Source organism: Rhizobium sp. BK379 (assembly GCF_014193955.1).
In the GTDB taxonomy this organism is placed as follows: Bacteria; Pseudomonadota; Alphaproteobacteria; order Rhizobiales; family Rhizobiaceae; genus Rhizobium.
Window position 1 is genome coordinate 352,163 of record NZ_JACIAD010000005.1, and the last position, 17,981, is coordinate 370,143.

The following is a 17,981-nucleotide window of genomic DNA, read 5'->3' on the forward strand; positions in this document are numbered from 1 at the left end:
CTAGCGGCCTGCCGTCTTGCGCCGGCTGCTCTGATTATCCTGTGCCTCGGCCTCGTCATAGGTCCGCATCAAGCGTCCGGCTGCCTTCAGTTTTTCGATGAGATCACTGCCGTCGGCAGAAGCCTTGGTAGCTTCGAGCTGTTCGAACTCCCTGAGCGCCTGTGCCCAATGGCTCTCGCCCCGACCGTGCGGCCGGCCTTCTTCCTCCCAGATGGCATATGCCCGCTGGTTGACCCAATCATCCCGATTACGATTCATTTCAAAACCCCAGCCAGTAAATATGCTCACGCAATGCCAATGGAAATAAAAGTGACAGCCCGGACTTTAGGAGTCGTTACTGACGGATGTAATATTGCAGGATAAATTGCGTCGGAAAGAGTAGTTTTTCAGTGGCTATAGTTAAAAGGGCGGAAACGTTTGTCCGCCCTTTTCCGTTCAAACAGCAATAGACTCTTCAGCCGCTTCGCCGGCTTTGCCGGCACCGCGTCCCATGAAAGTGAAAATGACGATTGCCGTCAGAACCGTGATGCCGGTTAGAAACCACAGAAGCAGGCCGAAAGCATCATTATAGGCATGGATGAGTTCCAGCTCGCCCATTCCGGAAAGAGCCTGGCCCGCACCCTTGAGATCGCCCGTCACCAGGCGCTGTGCCGCCGCGATCGCTTCATGGCTTGTTCCAAGATAGGACTGCGTCAGCGCGGAGAGGACCGCACTCACGATGGCGAGCGCCACCCCTTCGCCAGCGACGCGGGTCGTGCTGAAGATTCCGGTTGCCATGCCGGCACGCTCCTTCGGCACGACACTGACGGCAAGCCCGTCCATGAGGCCCCAGGGCAGGCTGATGCCGATACCGATCGTCAGCAGGGGTGCAACAAGCGCCACATGGTCCGAACCGACGGGAATATGGGCGAGCCAGAAGAGACCGGCAGCCGAGATGACGAGACCGGCGCTGCAGATCGTCGCTGCCGGCAACCACCGGGTCAGCAACCCGGCTGCGATCGGCAGGATGAGAAGCGGGCCGGAAAGCGCGATCATCATCTGTCCCCCAGCAACCGCACTCAAACGCTCGATACCGACGAAACGCACCGGCAGCAGGATCAGCAGGACAACGAATGCATAGGCTGGAGCAGCCGCCAGCAGTTGCACGCCGACGAAACGGGGATACCGGAAAAGCGTTAGATCGAGCATAGGCCGCTTTACGAGGTGCTCGATGAAACAGAAGAGAGCCATCAGCAGCGCCGAGCCCAGAAGGAGCCCAAGCGTAAAGGCATCGCCCCAGCCGCTCTCCGGCGCCCGCAGCACGCCATAAGTAAAGAGCGACAGAGCGAGCGTGAAGCTGATTGCGCCCGGCCAATCGAGCCCCCTTGCCTCGGGATCGCGGGTTTCCGTCAGGAATACCGCACCGAATATGAAAGCGATGATGGCGAGGCCAACAACGAGTGCGAAGATCGCCCGCCAACCGAAGGCTTCGATCATCATGCCCGACGCCATCGGTCCGAAGGCCAGGCCAATACCGAAACTCGCGCCGACGAGACTAAAGGCACGCATGCGTTCCTTTCCGTCGAACTCTTGCGCCAGCGATGCCATCCCGCCGGAGAAGGCCGCGGCCGAGCCGAAACCCTGAAGCGCGCGAAGGCTGTCGAACCAGACGATATCCGGCGAAAAGGCTAGTCCGCCGGAAAACAGGATGAAGGCGGCAAGGCCGCACAGGAAGATGCGTTTGCGGCCATAGCTGTCCGCGAGCGCACCGGCGGCCATAAGCGTGCTGCCAAAGGTAAGCATGAAGGCGTTGGTGACCCAGTTGTGGGCAATGGGGCTGCCGCCGAGTTCGGCACTTATTGCCGGCAGGGCCACGGCGGGACCTGTAAAGGTAAGAGGCATAGCCGCCGCTGCGGAGCAGACGGCGATCAAGACGAAGATTTTCTCCGCGATACTTGCAGGTTTAGACTTGTGGGGAACGGTCATCAGATATCCGCTGGTTCGAGGGTGGGACGCGCTTGGGAGGGGCACGGGCGGCGCTGAAACGCCTGGACTTCGAATGCGGAAAGCAGCATAAATTGAGGATAATGCTTCGATAACCTATGGTTTGTTCCGCATATAAAGGAAGAAACCGCTCGAATGGATCTGTATATGGACCAGCCTCTGGGTGGCCTCACGGCATTCGTCAGAACGGCGGATCTTGGAAGTTTCGTCGCCGCCGGCCGTGCTCTCGGCCTTTCCGCCTCCGCTGTCGGCAAGGCCGTAACCGCGCTTGAACAACAGCTCGGCGTCCGCCTGTTCCAGCGCTCGACGCGGAGCTTGCGACTGACGGAAGAAGGCCGCCTGTTCCATGAGCGCTGCCGGCGCATCCTTGATGACCTGGAAGATGCCCAAGCCTCGCTCGCTCAGGCGGTTGCGATCCCTCGGGGGCGGTTGCGCGTGAGCGTACCGCTGGTCAGCTACCATCTGATCCTGCCGATCCTGCCGGAATTCGTGAACCTCTACCCGGAGGTCGAACTCGATCTCGACTTCAACGACCGGATTGTCGATCTGATCGAAGAGGGCGTCGATGTCACCATCCGCAGCGGAACCTTGCCGGATTCGCGGCTAATGTCGCGTGCACTTCGCCCGTTCCAGCTCTTGTTATGCGCGGCTCCCGCCTATCTGGAAAAACACGGCACGCCGGATTGCCCACGTGACCTGGAAGGTCACTTAGGCGTCCGCTTCCGATTCCCGAATTCCGGAAAACTTCAGCCCTGGCCGCTCAGCCTCTCTCCCGATCATCCGGAAATCAGAACCCGCACGGTGCTGACCTGCAACAACATGGAAGCACTACGCAGCGCCACAATCAGCGGCATGGGCATCGGCTGCATGCCGGATTTCCTCGCCCGCGATCCGCTTGCAGATGGCAGGCTGCGCACGGTGCTCGATGCCCATATCGATGCCCCCGCCCAATTCCACCTGCTCTGGCCATCCAACCGGCACCTTTCGCCCAAGGTCCGCGTGCTTGTCGATTTCCTCAGCGAAAAGCTCTTTTCCGATCGTTGCGAGAGCGTCCCTATTGCACGCCACGCTTGAGAAAATCATTTATGTCCTGAATGCGCCATACACACTTAGGGATTCATCCGCCGGATAAAATTTCAACTAAAAACTGAAACCGACTTGAAAGTACAAAAGTAGTGCTTTATGTTTGAAAGCATGGCCCAAACCGCTCACACATCGATTTTGCGCTATGACCTTTCGCCTGACCCTGAGGCAAAACAGGCTCTGGACGAGACCTTTGCCGCCTACGCGAAAATGCTCGCCATGCTCGACGAGATGCTGACGGAAGAAGACGGAGCCAATCTCGTTAGGCTTCACGAACTGGCTTATGAGACCGTTCGGGAGAAAACCGGTCTGCCGGCCAGGCTGGTCACCCTCGGTCTGCGCGACTTCGCATCCAATCGCAACCATCCGATATCACCGGCAAAACTGCCTCTGGATGAAAAACTGTTCTCGATAAAGGGACCAGCAACGCTGTCACTCGCGACCGTTCGTGGCCGAATGATCGTTCCTTACGACGTCGCGGGCTATTCGAACGGGTCAATCAACATCTTTGCGGCTCAACTCGTTGCCAACAACGGTGCCTTTCAGATCGATATCGGCGTCACTCCGCATGCAAACCGAAGGGAGATCAATATCATGACAAGTGAAGGGATATTGTCGCGCGTAGGTCGCCTTATCGCCGGACTTGCGAATGCTGCCGTCGACAAGGCCGAAGGAGCAAACAAAATCGCGGTCGTCGAACAAGCGCTTCGTGACATCGATTCTGCTGCCGACGAGGCCCGTGTGGACCTCGGCAAATCACGGGCGGAAGAATATCGCATCCAGACCCGACGCAGCGAGATCGAAGCTGATCGGCGCGCCCTCGATGACAAGATCCGCACAGCCATGTCGGCCAATCGAGATGACCTTGCGAAGGCGGGCGTGGCAAGACAGATCGATCTGGAGGCGCAGCTTGCGGCACTCGACAATGCCCTATCGGCCGCCAGAACACAGCTGGATGAGGGCCAGCAAGCGCTTCAGGCAATCCTGGCGACACGCCGTGAGGCAGAAGAAAAGCTGGCCGCCTTGAAGCGTAGTCTTCAGCATCTGCATGAGGCTTCCGACACTGCAGCCGGCCGAAGCCGGCCGACTGACGGGGCAGCCCGCGCGGCCGCGGCCGTTTCACGCCTCACAGGAGTTCCGTCAGAGGATAAGGCTGCAAGCGCAGAACTGGATGAACTTGACCGTCTGCATCGGGAACAGGCGATCGAAGCCCGGCTCGCCCAGCTCAAGGCCGGTCAGAATTAAACGCAGATGGATCTTTTCCTCGACCCTCACTCCACCCCCTTTGCGGTTGCGGCAATCATACTGGCTGCACTAACCTTTCTGGAAATGTGCTGCCTTTTGATTGGGTTTTCGCTCAGCGAGCTGATCGGAAAGGCATTACCCGACGATCACGGCAGCGGCGTGTCGGGGCTTCTGTCATGGCTCAACTATGGTGGAGTTCCGGTTCTGGTGCTGCTGATGCTGTTTCTCGGCATGTTTGCCATAAACGGCTTTGTTTTCCAGGCGATTGCCCGAACCCTTTGGTTGCCTTTGCCGACACTCGTGGCCGCAGTGCCTGCTTTTCTTGTTGCGATCCCTGAAGTCCGATCCCTGACCAGGATCGTCGGGCGGCTCGTACCACGTGATGAGACCTATGCCGTTGACCTCGCCGAATTCATTGGAAGGACTGGCGAAGTGACAGTCGGCCCGTTGGATCAAGGGCTGCCCGGCTGTGTTCGCATTAAGGACCGGCACAGCAATTGGCATACGTTCAGGGCTAGGGCCGCGCCGAACGAACGGCCCATGGCGATCGGCGCCCAGGTCCTCATTGTCGACCATAAATCCAATGTTTTCATAGCCATCACTCCGCCGTCAAACATGCTGAAGGCGCCAGATACATATACCGGGGAGTCACCATGATATTCGATCTGCTATTGCCGGCCATTATCGGCCTTGTACTGATCCTGGGCATCGGCCTGGTTTTCGCAACACTCTACACTCGATCCAGCCGGGACGAGGCCTATGTTCGCACCGGTCTCGGCGGCCAGAAGGTCGTCCTTGATGGCGGCTCGGTCGTCCTTCCGATCTTTCAATCGATAGCGCGCGTCAATCTCAAGACGCTGCGGCTTGAGGTACGGCGCGGCGAAGGTGACGCACTCATTACCAAGGACCGTATGCGGGTCGATATCGGTGCGGAATTCTACGTGCGCGTCAAACCCGACGCCTCATCGATCGCGCTCGCTGCGCAGACCCTCGGCAATCGCACCAACGATGCGGAACAGCTTCGGATTTTGATCGAGGCGAAATTCGTGGACGGTCTTCGCTCTGTCGCCGCCACCATGAACCTCGATGCGCTGCAGGAACAGCGCATGGATTTCGTCAAGGCCGTGCAGGAGGCCGTCGGCGCTGACCTGCAATCGAACGGCCTCGAGCTCGAATCGGTCTCCCTGACCCGCCTCGACCAGACCGACATCAAGCATTTCAATGCCAACAACTTCTTCGATGCGCAGGGCCTCGCAACGCTGACCCGCATCACCGAAAGCCGCAAGAAGGAACGCAACGAGATCGTCCGCGATACGGAAGTCGCCATCGCCCAGAAAGATCTCGAAGCGCGCCAGCAGTCACTGGCAATCGAGCGCACCAAGCGCGAAGCCGAGCTCAACCAGGAGCGTGACATCGCCAATAAGTCGGCCGCAACGCGCGCAGAAACCGCCCAGCAGGAGCAGGCTGCCAAGCGCGCGGAAGAAGAGGCCCGCATCACCACCGAGCAGGCGATTGCCGAGCGTGAGGCCCTCGCCAAGCAGGTCCGCGAAAGCGCGAATATCGACGCATCCCGCGCCGTGCAGCAGCGCGATACCGAAGCCCGCCGCGACCTGCAGATCGTTTCACAGGAAAGCGCCATTGCCGTCGCCACCAAGAGCCGCGAGGAGTCCGAAGCCAAGGCTAAGGCGGAACAGGCAAGGGCCCTGGCTATCGCAGCGGAGGAAAAGGTTTCGACCGCAAAGGCCGTCGAAATTGCCGAACGCGAACGTCAGATCGCCGTCATCGACGCCCGCAAGAAGGCGGAAACCGACGCGACGGCCGTGACCGTCGGTGCCGAAGCTGAAAAACAGGCCGCCGTCGACCAGGCGGACGCCATCAAGACGCTCGCGGTGGCAGAGGCAGACGCCGCGGTCATCAAAGCGAAGGGCGTTCTGGAGACCGGCAAGGCGGCGGCCGAAAGCGAAGCCCTGCTGAACGAAGCACGCAACCGGTTGAGTGCGGCGATCATCGACTACGAAATCCTGCGCGAGCGTATCCGCATCATTCCGCAGGCGCTGGCTGAGGCGGTGAAGCCGATCGAGAAGATTTCCGATATCCGTATTTTCGACACCGGCGGCATGCTGGGACGCGGCGGCGACGCCCGAAGCGGAAACATAGGGCTCGGTGACGGACTTGCGGGCCAATTGCTGAATTATCAGGCCAACAAGCCCGTCCTCGACCAGCTTCTGAAAGAAGCGGGCTTTGCTGGAGACAACGCGGTTTCTTCGCTGCTCGGAAACCTCCAACCGAATTCGGCTGCCCGGCAGGAACCCGCTGACCTCAATGTTGATCTAAAAATCGAGGACCTATATCCGCCGAGATAAATCTAATATCCAAAACCCAAAAGGGCGGATTACTCCGCCCTTTTTCTTTGTACAGGCCACATCTGCGCACATCCGGACTACCGGCGCTTCTTCCGCCAAGGCGCGTTTTTCTGCCAGTCGCCCGCCATGATGTTTCCGTAAGGAATCACCTCGTCGACCACCTCGGCAAGACCGTACTGTTCGATCTGCGCCCGGACATTGGCAGCCGATTTGTAGGCACCCGGCAATTCGGAAATATCCGCGAAGCCGGAGAAGAAACGCGCGTCGATCCCAGCCGCTTCCTTCGCCAGAATATCGGCGATGTTGTTCGGGCTGAGCCCGCGGGAGTCGGCACCGTATTCTTCTGCAAGACGCCGCAGATGGGCGCTGCGCGAGAAGTTACGGCCGGCACCGTGCGGTGAGAAGCCCAAGCCATGCGCGGCATTCGAACCGCGAACGATGAGGATCGGTTCCGCCATGTTGAGCGGAATGATCGTCAGATCCGTTGCATCTGCCGCCCATTTGTCGAACGCCGGGGTCGCACCTTTCCCGTGATAAAAGAGGCCATCGGACTTCCTGAAAACGAAGTTGTGCTCGTTCCAGAAGCGATCAGCGACCTTGGCGGAGAGATTTTCCGCCGCCATGTCATGGATGACATAATGGTTCTCCTTCGTCCACTGACGCACCGTCTGAAGTGCCGCCCAGTAGAGTTCTGCCTCCTCGGTATCGCTGGGAATCCAGGCATTATCGCGCAGCGTTTCCGGCGAGATCTGTTCGCGGAAGCGGTTTGCAACCTTCATCCCACGATCATAGAGACGCGCACCCGGGGCCCGTGAACCGTGATGGGTCACGAGAGCCGTCTCGCCGGTCGATTTCATCGTTCCGACATAGGCAAAGTGGTTTCCGTCACCCTGCGTCCCGAAATGTTCAATTCCCGCGCTGAACGCACCATCCTTCAAATACGGATTCTGCTGAAAAGCAGAAAGCGTGGCTTCAGACGGCTTGATCTGCGCACCGCGTGGACGGCCACCCGGACCGAAATGCGTCACGGCATGAACGGCATCCAGCAGCGATTTCGGATCGACGCTCGGAAAGATAGAGATCGCCATCGAGCAGCATATATCCGCAGAGTGCATGCCCGGATGGATTCCTTCCGATGCGACGACACCGCCGACCGGAATGGTTCCAACAGGCCCGGCCGGGCAGGCATCCGGCATGATTGCTGCCGCACGGATGACGGGCGTGCGGACAAGCTCGCGCATCGTCGCATTCACCTTCTCGACATTGTCCTGCTCGAAAGAGTTTTCAGCGCGGATGTTCGAATAGATCTCGATGTCGCCAGACGTGCGCAGCGCGAGCGTCGGCCCCGGCTGGAATGTCCGCGCAGCCGCCATCGCCTCATCCATCGAACCATTTTCGCTCAGAACCTTATTGGCAGCATCGAGCGCCGGGCGAAACCACTTGCCCTGCAGCATGCCTGCGTCGATCAGATCCTGTCCGCTTACGACTTTAACCATTATCTTTTCTGCTTCTGCAGTCCTTCTATTCGTTCGTTTTTCCACACCACCCAGGCGACGATCTTTTCGCATCAGACTTTAACCAAAGGCGTGTCACGCAAAGTGACGCCGGATACAATTCAAGTGGTGTGCCAATTGGACGCCCAAAGCACAGAAACAGCAGAAATTTACTGCTATCCAATTGTTTTAAAACGGATAAAAACTTCGGAAAGAACTTTCAGTCTAGAATTGCGATTTCATTCGAGTTTTCATATCTTATCTTAAAATATAAAACATTATAAAATTGGATAGCCCATGAAACGTCGAGTTGCCATCAGCATCCTTGGAACGACGCTTGATCTCGGCCGCCACGAAGAGCGCTGGACCCGATGGCGGCCGAACGTTGGTCTGTGCCGGCAGCCCGGAATGTTCATCGATCGCCTTGAGCTCATTCACGACAACCATTCGGAATGGCTGGCAAAAGGGATTATTACGGATATTGAAACCGTCTCACCGGCAACCGAAGTCCGCCAGAACATCATCAATCTCAGGGATCCCTGGGATTTCTCCGAGGTCTATACGAGCCTACGAGACTTTGCCCGCAACTATAATTTCGATCCGGAGAGCGAGGATTACCTCGTCAATATCACTACCGGCACGCATGTCGCCCAGATCTGCTGGTTTCTGCTGACCGAGGCGCGGATCATTCCAGGCCGCCTTTTACAGCTCTCGCCGCCGCGCGGCCGCGAACCGGATCGGGACTTTGCAGGCACGCACGCCATTATCGATCTTGATCTCTCACGATACGATGAAATCGCTAAGCGCTTTGCCTCGGAAAGGGACGATGCCACATCCTTCCTGAAATCCGGTATTTCTACGCGCAATGCCGCCTTCAACCGGATGATCGATGAAATCGAACGCGTCGTCATCCGCTCGAGCGCACCTGTGCTGCTCACAGGGCCGACAGGCGCCGGTAAATCGCAGCTTGCCAAGCGGATTTACGAACTGAAAAAGGCCCAGCGCAAGGTAACCGGACCTTTCGTCGAGGTGAACTGTGCAACGTTGCGCGGCGACCAGGCCATGTCCACCCTCTTCGGCCACGTCAAAGGCGCCTTTACCGGTGCCGCCGGCGAACGAGCAGGTCTCCTGAAGTCCGCCGACAAGGGCGTTCTCTTTCTGGACGAGATCGGTGAGTTGGGTGCAGATGAACAGGCCATGTGCCTGCGTGCCATCGAGGAAAAGCGCTTCCTGCCGGTTGGCGCGGACCGAGAAGTGTCCGCCGACTTCCAGCTCCTCGCCGGCACGAACAGGGATCTGCGCGAAGCCGTGCAGAAGGGGCAGTTTCGCGAAGATCTCCTTGCGCGATTGAACCTCTGGACATTCGGGCTTCCTGCCCTGCGCGAGCGCCGGGAGGACATAGAGCCCAACCTCGAATTCGAGCTGCGGCGTTTTCTAGAATTAGAAGGTCAGAACATCACCTTCAACAAGGAGGCTCGCCAGCGCTACCTTTCCTTCGCAAACAGCCCAGAGGCTCTCTGGAGCGCCAACTTCCGCGATCTTTCCGCCTCGATCACCCGCATGGCGACGCTCGCCCCACAAGGACGGATCACCGTGGAAGCGGTCGAGGACGAAATTCGCCGACTGAAAACCTCATGGAGGAATTCGGCCCAGAGCCTGTCGAATGACGATATTCTCATCGAGATCCTCGGCCGAGACGCGGTCGCCGGGCTCGACCTCTTCGATTCGGCCCAGCTTTCAGCCGTCGTCCGCCTATGCCGGGAACATGCTAATATCAGCGCCGCAGGCCGAGCCCTGTTCGCAAGCTCACGCCTTGAGAAAAAGAGCAGTAACGACGCAGATCGCCTATCGAAATATCTGGCGCGCTTCGGATTGAGATTTGAAGACGTCCGCACAGCGCGTTGAATGCCGGGACCTTGGGCAGGCTTTCGGTGTGATCGGATCGCCGGATTTTGTAATGGCGGAGAGGGTGGGATTTGAACCCACGATACCCTTGCAGGTATGCCGCATTTCGAGTGCGGTGCATTCGACCACTCTGCCACCTCTCCGCATATTTGGTCGGCGCTTGTTCGGCGCGGGCGTTCTCATAACGAGCAAATGACAGGCTGGCAAGCCGAAATCTCAAGCTTTTCCATCCTTTCGCCTTGACACCTTTCTGTCACTCGCGTATCCCGCATCCGCAATAGGAGCGGAGTAATCCGCCCCTTGCCCGCCTCGCGCTCGCGCGGGGTTTCACCGGCAGACCAGAGTTCCGGGCTAGTTCCCTGAAATCCCTGCTTAACTTCGACTGATAAGAAGACAGCCACCTGCCTGTTGCGGGGAGAGCTGGATCGAACATGAAAGGATAAAATAATGTTCGCAGTCATCAAGACCGGCGGTAAGCAGTACCGTGTGGCAGCCAACGACGTGCTGACCATCGAGAAGCTTGAAGCCTCCGCTGGCGACTCCATTGAATTCACCGAAGTCCTCGTGATCGGCGAAGGCGCCGACGCAGCGATCGGTGCGCCCTTCGTAGCCGGCGCCTCCGTCAAGGCGGAAGTCGTCGACCAGACCCGCGGCAAGAAGGTTATCGCCTTCAAGAAGCGTCGTCGTCAGAATTCGAAGCGTTCGCGCGGCCATCGCCAGCATCACACGGTTGTCCGTATCACGGACATCGTGGCCGCCAAGTAAGATCAACGGGTTTCAGGTTTAAAGGAGAACTCCAATGGCACATAAAAAAGCTGGCGGTTCCTCGCGTAACGGTCGCGATTCCGATTCCAAGCGCCTCGGCGTGAAGAAGTTCGGCGGCGAAAATGTCGTAGCAGGCAACATCATCGTTCGCCAGCGCGGTACGCAGTGGCATCCGGGCGCCAATGTCGGCCTCGGCAAGGATCATACTATTTTTGCGCTTACGGCAGGCAATGTGGACTACCGAACGAAGGCCAATGGTCGCGTGTACGTGTCTGTAATGCCGAAAGCGGAAGCAGCGGAATAAGCCGGTAGCGCTCTAAAACAGCCGGCGTCTCATCGACCCGGCTGACCGTACCAGGTTCAGTCCAGAAAACAGGGGAGATGGGGCGCCATCTCCCCTTTTTCTTTGTCCAAACAGGAGGACTGAACATGCAAGGCGAATTGATAAGGGTTGACCAATCACGGTCATCCCGGGAAGACCAGCGGTCTTCCATGGAACGGCTGAGGCCGGAGCGGTTAAGGACCGATTGCCCTGTCTTGTTATCGGAAAGGCTCGTCATGCGCGCGCCCCACGAGGAAGACATTGACGCCCTTGCCCATCTCGCCAACAACGCCAAAGTCGCCACCATGGTATCGCGTATGCCGCACCCATATACCGCCAATGATGCCGCCGACTTTGTTTGGCGTACGCGAAATGGCGAGATTGGCAAGTGCGTCTATGCCATCACCAAAGCTGAAAACGGTGCCTTCATGGGGTGCTGCGGGGTAGAGCCGCATACCGACGAGAAGACCGTCGAGATCGGCTACTGGCTGGGCGAACCCTATTGGAACCAGGGTTATATGACCGAGGCATGCCATGCCCTCGTCGACATGGTGTTCAGGACGCGGCAGCAGGTCGAGCAGATCGATGCCCGCTGCCGGGTCATGAACGTCGCTTCGCGCCGCGTCATCCAGAAGTGCGGCTTCCAGTTCCAGGGGTCCGGCCTTGCCGCATCGCTGGCGCTCGGCAGCAACGTGCCGGTCGAATGGTACCGGCTCGACCGCAAGACCTGGATGTCGCTGAGAAGCTGGGGGGCAATCTCATGAGTTCGGTTACCCTTCAGCGGCCCAAGAGCAAGCCCATGATGCCCGGCCCTGCGCCGGTCATCACCACGGCAAGGCTGACGCTTCGCCCGCACAGGCTGAGTGACGCTCCGGCGATCGCGGAATCGCTTTCCGATTTCGCGGTCACCCGCATGCTGGCCCGCGTTCCCGCCCCCTTCGACCGGCAGGATGCGTTGGACTGGCTGATCCCGGTTACGTCAGGCGTAATGCCTGATTGGAGTTTGGCGATCACCGGCAGTGATGATGTTCATATCGGCAATGTGTCGATCGAACTTCGTCACGGCCGCTGGCACCTCGGTTATTGGCTGAACCGCTACTACTGGCAGCGCGGCTATATGAGCGAGGCGGCGGAAGCCGTGCTGGAACGTTTCTCGCGGCGCATGCCTGACGTTCCCGTTCATTCGGGCGTCTTTGCCGACAATCCTGCATCCCTCCGACTGCAGGAAAAACTCGGTTTCCGGATGACCGGCTGCAGCGAAATCTACTCTTTCGCCCGCAACACCATGGTCGCCCATATCGAAACCGTGCTGCAGCCTGGCGCTCTGCAGCAGAAAAAGGTCGCCTGATATAGGAAGGACGCCGCTATGATGCCTGTCGCGCAAAAGTGTGCAGTGGTTTTGCGGTAACGGCATGCACGAAACAAAGACCTTAAGGCGAGTGAGCGATCTGAAAGATCGCGGCACGCTTTAAGGGCGGCGTCCTTTCAATCGCCGATCTCGACCCGCAGGGGAAAATGATCGGACCCTGGCGAATCCGTATCGATGACAGCGGATTTCAACCGGTCCTTGAGGCCGCAACTGACGAAACAGTAATCGATATGCATCCGCTTGCCGTGATCTTCCGGATCCATCCAGCTGTAGCTTCCGGGCGTATAGGCTCCAAGCGCCGCAAAGGCGTCGATCGGCGTGCCGATCCGCGCCGTACGGCCGTAAAATCCGTCGACGGATCCGGCGAAGGCGCAGTATTCCGGCGATTCCGGCTCCATGTTGAAATCGCCCATGATGACGTAATCCTCCGGCAGCGGCAGCTCCGGAAGCCCGAATTCGCTGCCCCCGCTCAGCGATGCGCCCTCCTGAACGAAGGCATTGATGCGCTCGCCGAGATGGCGAAGCTGCGCAAGGCGTTCGTCGATAGAGACATGATCGAGATGGACGGAATAGACGCGGACAGCGCCGCCGGGGGTCGCAATAACGGTTTCCGTAGCAGCACGCTGCAGGTTTATCTTGTCGATCGTACGGCTGCGCGGCAAAAGCAGCGTGCGCGTCGACAGGATAGGCCAGCGCGACAGGACCATATTGCCGAACTGAAAACGGGTATCGCGCGGCAGCGAAATCCGGCCCTTCGGCGCCTCGACATGCATGTCGCAGGCCGGTCCATAGACCCAGAAATGGTCGGGAAACAGAGCCGCGATAATATCCGGCATATTGGCATAATCGTTCCGAACGAAGCCTCTCGTCACCTCCTGGAGCGCGATGACATCAGCACCTTCGAGGCTTCCGGCGATACGTTCCGGATCGTATCTGCCGTCGAGACCGAAGCCGTACTGTATGTTATAGCTCGCAAAAATCACGATATTCTTTGACCTCCGCCTGAACCGCCTATATCGAATGGGCCAAGAGGGGTCGCCCAAACGCACTGAGTACTGGAAGTAAAATGAAATTTCTCGATGAAGCAAAGGTCTATATCCGGTCGGGTGATGGTGGCGCGGGCAGCGTCTCCTTCCGCCGTGAGAAATTCATCGAGTTCGGCGGGCCCGACGGAGGTGACGGCGGGCGCGGCGGCGATGTCTGGGTCGAGGCCGTCAATGGCCTCAACACGCTGATCGATTTTCGTTACCAGCAGCACTTCAAGGCCAAGGTCGGCATGCACGGCATGGGCAAAAACCGCACCGGCGCCAATGGCGATGACGTGACACTCAAGGTTCCGGTCGGCACGCAGATCCTCGAGGAGGATCAGGAAAGCCTCATCTGCGACCTGACCGAGGAAGGCCAGCGCTTCTGCCTCGCAAAAGGCGGCAATGGCGGCTTCGGCAATTCCCACTTCAAGTCTTCGGTCAATCAGGCGCCGGACTGGGCCAATCCCGGCCTCGAGGGCGAAGAAAAGACCATTTGGCTGCACCTGAAGCTGATTGCGGATGCCGGCCTCGTCGGCCTGCCGAATGCCGGCAAGTCCACCTTCCTCGCTTCCGTGACCCGCGCCCGGCCGAAGATCGCCAATTACCCCTTCACGACGCTGCACCCCAACCTCGGTGTCGCGACTATCGACGAGCGGGAATTCATCCTTGCCGATATTCCCGGTCTCATCGAAGGTGCGCATGAGGGCGTGGGCATCGGCGACCGTTTCCTCGGCCATGTCGAGCGCACGCGCGTACTGCTGCATCTCGTCTCTGCCCAGGAGGAAAAGGTCGGCAAGGCCTACAAGACGGTCAAGCACGAGCTCGAAGCCTATGGCAACGACCTTACCGACAAGCCGGAAATCGTTGCGCTATCCCAGATCGACGTCCTCGACGACGCGACGCTGAAGAAGAAGGCCAAGGAACTTGCAAAGGCCTGCGGCAAGACGCCGTTCCTGATTTCGGCCGTTACCGGCAAGGGAATGACGGAAGTGCTGCGCGCGCTGCGCGACATCATCGTCGAAGCCAACACCGAGGAAAAGCCGGCCAAGACCCCCAAGCTGCGCCATCGCGACATGATCCTCAGCGACGAGGACGAGAGCGATGAGTAGCCGCAAACCGCTGGATCGCTATCGCCGCGTCGTCATCAAGATCGGCTCGGCGCTCTTGGTCGATCGCAAGACCGGCCTGAAGAAATCATGGCTCGATGCCATGTGCGCCGATATCGCTGCGCTGAAGTCCAAAGGCGTCGATATTCTCGTGGTATCGTCAGGCGCCATCGCACTCGGCCGCTCGGTGCTCGATCTTCCCTCGGGCGCCCTGAAGCTGGAGGAAAGCCAGGCGGCAGCGGCGGTCGGCCAGATCGCGCTGGCACGTGCCTGGTCGGAAAGCCTTTCACGAGACGACACCGTCGCCGGCCAGATCCTGCTGACGCTCGGCGATACCGAAGAGCGCCGCCGCTACCTCAACGCCCGCGCCACCATCAATCAACTTTTGAAGATCGGCGCCGTGCCGATCATCAATGAGAACGACACGGTCGCGACCAGCGAGATCCGATATGGCGACAATGACCGCCTCGCTGCCCGCGTCGCCACCATGACCGGCGCTGACCTGCTGATCCTTCTCTCCGATATCGACGGTCTCTATACCGCTCCGCCGCATCTCGATCCGGATGCCCAATTCCTGGAAGCCATTGCGGAAATCACGCCAGAGATCGAAGCCATGGCCGGTGGCGCGGCCTCGGAACTCTCACGCGGCGGCATGCGCACCAAGATCGATGCCGGCAAGATCGCGACAACGTCGGGCTGCGCCATGATCATTGCGTCCGGCAAGACGGAAAGTCCGCTGTCGGCAATCGAAAAAGGCGCGCGCTCCTCCTGGTTTGCGCCTTCGGGCACGCCCGTCACCGCCCGCAAGACCTGGATCGCCGGCCAGCTTCAGCCGGCCGGCATGCTGCATCTCGATGAAGGCGCCGTCACAGCGCTCGGCGCTGGCAAAAGTCTGCTGCCCGCTGGCGTGCGCAGCATCTCCGGCAATTTCGCCCGCGGCGATACGGTAGCGATCATCGCCCCTTCCGGCCGCGAGGTCGCCCGTGGGCTCGTCAGCTACGATGCAGAGGAAGCCCGCCAGATCGCCGGCCGCAAATCGGCTGAGATCGAGGCAATCCTCGGTTATCCCGGCCGCGCCGCCATGGTCCATCGCGACGATATGGTCATGACGGCGCAGATCGGCTCGAAATCGGAAAGGCAGAAGAAGGACGCAAGCTATGCTTGATACTGTTGCGCTAAGCCCTGACATTGACGTGCTGATGAACGACATCGGCCGCAAGGCCAAGGCCGCCGCGCGACCATTGGGCTTTGCTTCCACCAATGCCAAGAACAAGGCTCTGAACGCGATGGCGGATGCCATCCTTGCGAACAAGGCCCGTATCCTTTCGGAAAATGCCAGGGATTTGAAGGATGTGGAGGGCACGGACATGCTCGCCTCCTTCATCGATCGCCTGACACTGAACGACAAGCGCGTCACGGAAATGGCCGAGGGTATTCGCGCGATTGCCGCTCTTCCCGATCCTGTCGGGGAAGTCATCGCCGCCTGGGACCGGCCGAACGGCCTGAAGATCGAGCGTGTGCGAACACCGCTCGGTGTCATCGGCGTCATCTTTGAAAGCCGGCCGAATGTCACGGCCGATGCCGGTGCGCTCTGCCTGAAGGCCGGCAATGCGGTGATCCTGCGCTGCGGTTCGGATTCGCGCCGTTCCTCGGCTGCGATCCATGCCTGCATGGTCGAGGGCCTGAAGGCAGCCGGCTTGCCGGAATATGCGATCCAGCTCGTACCTGTCACCGATCGCGCCGCCGTCGGCGCCATGCTGCGCGGTCTTGATGGCACAATCGACGTCATCGTGCCGCGTGGCGGCAAGAGCCTTGTTGCCCGCGTGCAGAGCGAAGCGCGCGTGCCGGTTTTCGCCCATCTCGAGGGCCTCTGCCATATCTATGTCGATGCCTCCGCCGATCTCGAAATGGCGAAGGATATCATCGTCAATGCCAAGATGCGCCGCACCGGCGTCTGCGGAGCAGCCGAAACCCTGCTGGTTGACGAGGCCGTCTCCGGCACGCATCTGAAACCATTGATCGAGGTTCTGAGCCGGGCCGGCTGCGAGGTTCGCGCCTCGGCCGCTGTTATCGACGTCGTGCCGGGCTTGAAGCCTGCGACCGAAGAAGACTGGTCGACCGAATATCTGGATGCCATCATTTCTGTTGCCGTCGTCGACGGCATCTCCGGCGCGATCGGTCATATCCAGAAATATTCGTCGAACCATACCGAAGCCGTGCTTGCCGAAGACCCAGAAGTCGTCGAGCGCTTCTTTACCGAGATCGACTCGGCCATCCTGCTGCACAACGCCTCCACCCAATTCGCTGATGGCGGTGAATTCGGCATGGGTGCGGAGATCGGCATTGCCACTGGCAAGATGCATGCGCGCGGCCCTGTAGGCGTCGAGCAGCTTACTTCTTTCAAATACCGCGTTCGCGGCAACGGACAGACGCGGCCCTGACGTGACCACGGAGCATATAGGCCGGCAGTATCTGCGCATGCCGCATTGCGAACGCGGCATGATCGTCGGCCTATTCGGCGGCTCCTTCAATCCGCCGCATGAAGGCCATGCCTTGGTCGCCGAAATCGCCATTCGCCGCCTGGGGCTGGATCAGCTCTGGTGGATGGTGACACCGGGCAATCCACTCAAAAGCCGATATCATCTAGCACCACTTTCGGAGCGCATAGCGCGCAGCGAGGCGATCGCCACCGACCCGCACATCAAGGTCACGGCCTTCGAACAGGCATTTGGCGTGAGCTACACGGCCAGTACGCTCGCCCGCGTAAAAGCGCGCAATCCGCATGTGCATTTCATATGGATCATGGGCGCCGACAGCATGGAAAATTTCCATCGCTGGCAGAAATGGCAGAATATCGCACGCACCTTCCCGATCGCCGTCATCGACCGGCCAGGCTCGACGCTCTCCTACCTTTCCTCGAAAATGGCCAAGACCTTTGCCTTTGCGCGCATCGACGAAGATGACGCCCGTGTGCTCTGGAAGAAGCCGGCGCCCGCCTGGACCTTCATTCACGGTCCACGCTCCACCTTGAGCTCGACAGCCATCCGCAACGGCGACCAGCACAAGGCCGCGGAATAATCGGATTGTTTTGGAGGTTTCCAGAAATGAAAAGCCCGACGCGGGAGGAGGTGCGTCGGGCTTAAAACTTGATCGACAACTGGGAGGAGGAGTGTTGTCGATCCTATCGGACGGCTATGGGAGGAGGAGAAGCCGTCGGATGATTGTCTTTTAGCACATTTGTTCAGAAGGTGAATATATACAAGTGCATTGCAGCAATGCATATCATGCAAGCCTCGTCGAGATACGACGACGACGGCTG

17 protein-coding genes and 1 tRNA gene are annotated in these 17,981 nt (G+C 59.2%); 13 read left to right on the forward strand and 5 right to left on the reverse strand.

Features of this window, described 5'->3' with window-relative positions:
- Positions 1 to 258, reverse strand: a complete 258-nt coding sequence (locus FHT93_RS23370) for a DUF2934 domain-containing protein (protein ID WP_112544878.1) — start codon at positions 256 to 258, stop codon at positions 1 to 3.
- Positions 259 to 435: 177 nt separating this feature from the next.
- Positions 436 to 1,965: an MFS transporter gene (locus FHT93_RS23375; protein ID WP_183849664.1), complete on the reverse strand. Its 1,530-nt coding sequence runs from the start codon at positions 1,963 to 1,965 to the stop codon at positions 436 to 438.
- A 165-nt stretch (positions 1,966 to 2,130) separates the two neighbouring features.
- Here FHT93_RS23375 and FHT93_RS23380 point away from each other — a divergent pair, with 165 nt between their 5' ends.
- From FHT93_RS23380 to FHT93_RS23395, 4 genes are all read left to right on the forward strand, one after another.
- On the forward strand, positions 2,131 to 3,057 hold the full coding sequence (locus FHT93_RS23380) for a LysR family transcriptional regulator (RefSeq protein WP_183849754.1): 927 nt from the start codon (positions 2,131 to 2,133) through the stop codon (positions 3,055 to 3,057).
- Positions 3,058 to 3,165: 108 nt separating this feature from the next.
- A complete protein-coding gene (locus FHT93_RS23385; RefSeq protein WP_183849666.1) occupies positions 3,166 to 4,311 on the forward strand; it encodes a PspA/IM30 family protein in 1,146 nt (381 codons plus the stop codon).
- A 6-nt stretch (positions 4,312 to 4,317) separates the two neighbouring features.
- Entirely contained in the window at positions 4,318 to 4,968 is a 651-nt protein-coding gene (locus tag FHT93_RS23390) for an OB-fold-containig protein (RefSeq protein WP_113013379.1), read from the forward strand.
- Positions 4,965 to 6,674 carry a flotillin domain-containing protein gene (locus tag FHT93_RS23395; RefSeq protein ID WP_246781708.1) on the forward strand — a complete coding sequence of 570 codons (1,710 nt, stop codon included), beginning with the start codon at positions 4,965 to 4,967 and terminating at the stop codon, positions 6,672 to 6,674. The genes FHT93_RS23390 and FHT93_RS23395 overlap by 4 nt, the downstream gene beginning before the upstream one ends.
- 77 nt (positions 6,675 to 6,751) lie before the next feature.
- Here the strand turns inward: FHT93_RS23395 and FHT93_RS23400 are convergent, their stop codons facing one another.
- A complete protein-coding gene (locus tag FHT93_RS23400; RefSeq protein WP_183849668.1) occupies positions 6,752 to 8,170 on the reverse strand; it encodes an RtcB family protein in 1,419 nt (472 codons plus the stop codon).
- A 294-nt stretch (positions 8,171 to 8,464) separates the two neighbouring features.
- Between FHT93_RS23400 and rtcR the strand changes: the two genes are divergently transcribed.
- Complete coding sequence (rtcR, locus tag FHT93_RS23405; RefSeq protein WP_183849669.1) at positions 8,465 to 10,072, forward strand: RNA repair transcriptional activator RtcR; 1,608 nt, start codon at positions 8,465 to 8,467, stop codon at positions 10,070 to 10,072.
- A 53-nt stretch (positions 10,073 to 10,125) separates the two neighbouring features.
- Here rtcR and FHT93_RS23410 read toward each other — a convergent pair.
- Positions 10,126 to 10,215: transfer RNA gene (locus FHT93_RS23410), tRNA-Ser, on the reverse strand.
- A gap of 304 nt (positions 10,216 to 10,519) precedes the next feature.
- Between FHT93_RS23410 and rplU the strand changes: the two genes are divergently transcribed.
- The 4 genes from rplU to FHT93_RS23430 all read left to right on the forward strand — a co-directional run bounded on the left by rplU (position 10,520) and on the right by FHT93_RS23430 (position 12,507).
- Positions 10,520 to 10,837: a 50S ribosomal protein L21 gene (gene rplU / locus FHT93_RS23415; RefSeq protein ID WP_007824851.1), complete on the forward strand. Its 318-nt coding sequence runs from the start codon at positions 10,520 to 10,522 to the stop codon at positions 10,835 to 10,837.
- Between the two features lie 34 nt (positions 10,838 to 10,871).
- Positions 10,872 to 11,141, forward strand: a complete 270-nt coding sequence (gene rpmA, locus FHT93_RS23420) for a 50S ribosomal protein L27 (RefSeq protein ID WP_007824841.1) — start codon at positions 10,872 to 10,874, stop codon at positions 11,139 to 11,141.
- Positions 11,142 to 11,266: 125 nt separating this feature from the next.
- On the forward strand, positions 11,267 to 11,923 hold the full coding sequence (locus FHT93_RS23425) for a GNAT family protein (RefSeq protein ID WP_112544911.1): 657 nt from the start codon (positions 11,267 to 11,269) through the stop codon (positions 11,921 to 11,923).
- Positions 11,920 to 12,507: a GNAT family N-acetyltransferase gene (locus tag FHT93_RS23430; protein ID WP_112544912.1), complete on the forward strand. Its 588-nt coding sequence runs from the start codon at positions 11,920 to 11,922 to the stop codon at positions 12,505 to 12,507. Before FHT93_RS23425 ends, FHT93_RS23430 begins: the two co-directional genes overlap by 4 nt.
- Positions 12,508 to 12,644: 137 nt before the next feature.
- Here FHT93_RS23430 and FHT93_RS23435 read toward each other — a convergent pair whose 3' ends face one another.
- Complete coding sequence (locus tag FHT93_RS23435; protein ID WP_018114297.1) at positions 12,645 to 13,511, reverse strand: endonuclease/exonuclease/phosphatase family protein; 867 nt, start codon at positions 13,509 to 13,511, stop codon at positions 12,645 to 12,647.
- 83 nt (positions 13,512 to 13,594) lie between these two features.
- On the opposite strand from FHT93_RS23435, the gene obgE reads away from it, so the two are divergent.
- Genes obgE through FHT93_RS23455 form a run of 4 tightly spaced genes read left to right on the forward strand, consistent with a single transcriptional unit; the run spans position 13,595 to position 17,740 of the window.
- Positions 13,595 to 14,665 (forward strand): GTPase ObgE, encoded by a 1,071-nt coding sequence (obgE, locus tag FHT93_RS23440; protein WP_018114298.1) that lies wholly within the window; start codon positions 13,595 to 13,597, stop codon positions 14,663 to 14,665.
- Positions 14,658 to 15,827 carry a glutamate 5-kinase gene (gene proB / locus FHT93_RS23445; protein ID WP_113013425.1) on the forward strand — a complete coding sequence of 390 codons (1,170 nt, stop codon included), beginning with the start codon at positions 14,658 to 14,660 and terminating at the stop codon, positions 15,825 to 15,827. Before obgE ends, proB begins: the two co-directional genes overlap by 8 nt.
- Positions 15,820 to 17,103, forward strand: coding sequence for a glutamate-5-semialdehyde dehydrogenase (locus FHT93_RS23450; RefSeq protein WP_183849670.1), 1,284 nt, complete (start codon positions 15,820 to 15,822; stop codon positions 17,101 to 17,103). The genes proB and FHT93_RS23450 overlap by 8 nt, the downstream gene beginning before the upstream one ends.
- 37 nt (positions 17,104 to 17,140) lie before the next feature.
- Positions 17,141 to 17,740 (forward strand): nicotinate-nucleotide adenylyltransferase, encoded by a 600-nt coding sequence (locus tag FHT93_RS23455; protein ID WP_246715634.1) that lies wholly within the window; start codon positions 17,141 to 17,143, stop codon positions 17,738 to 17,740.
- Positions 17,741 to 17,981: the final 241 nt, after the last annotated feature.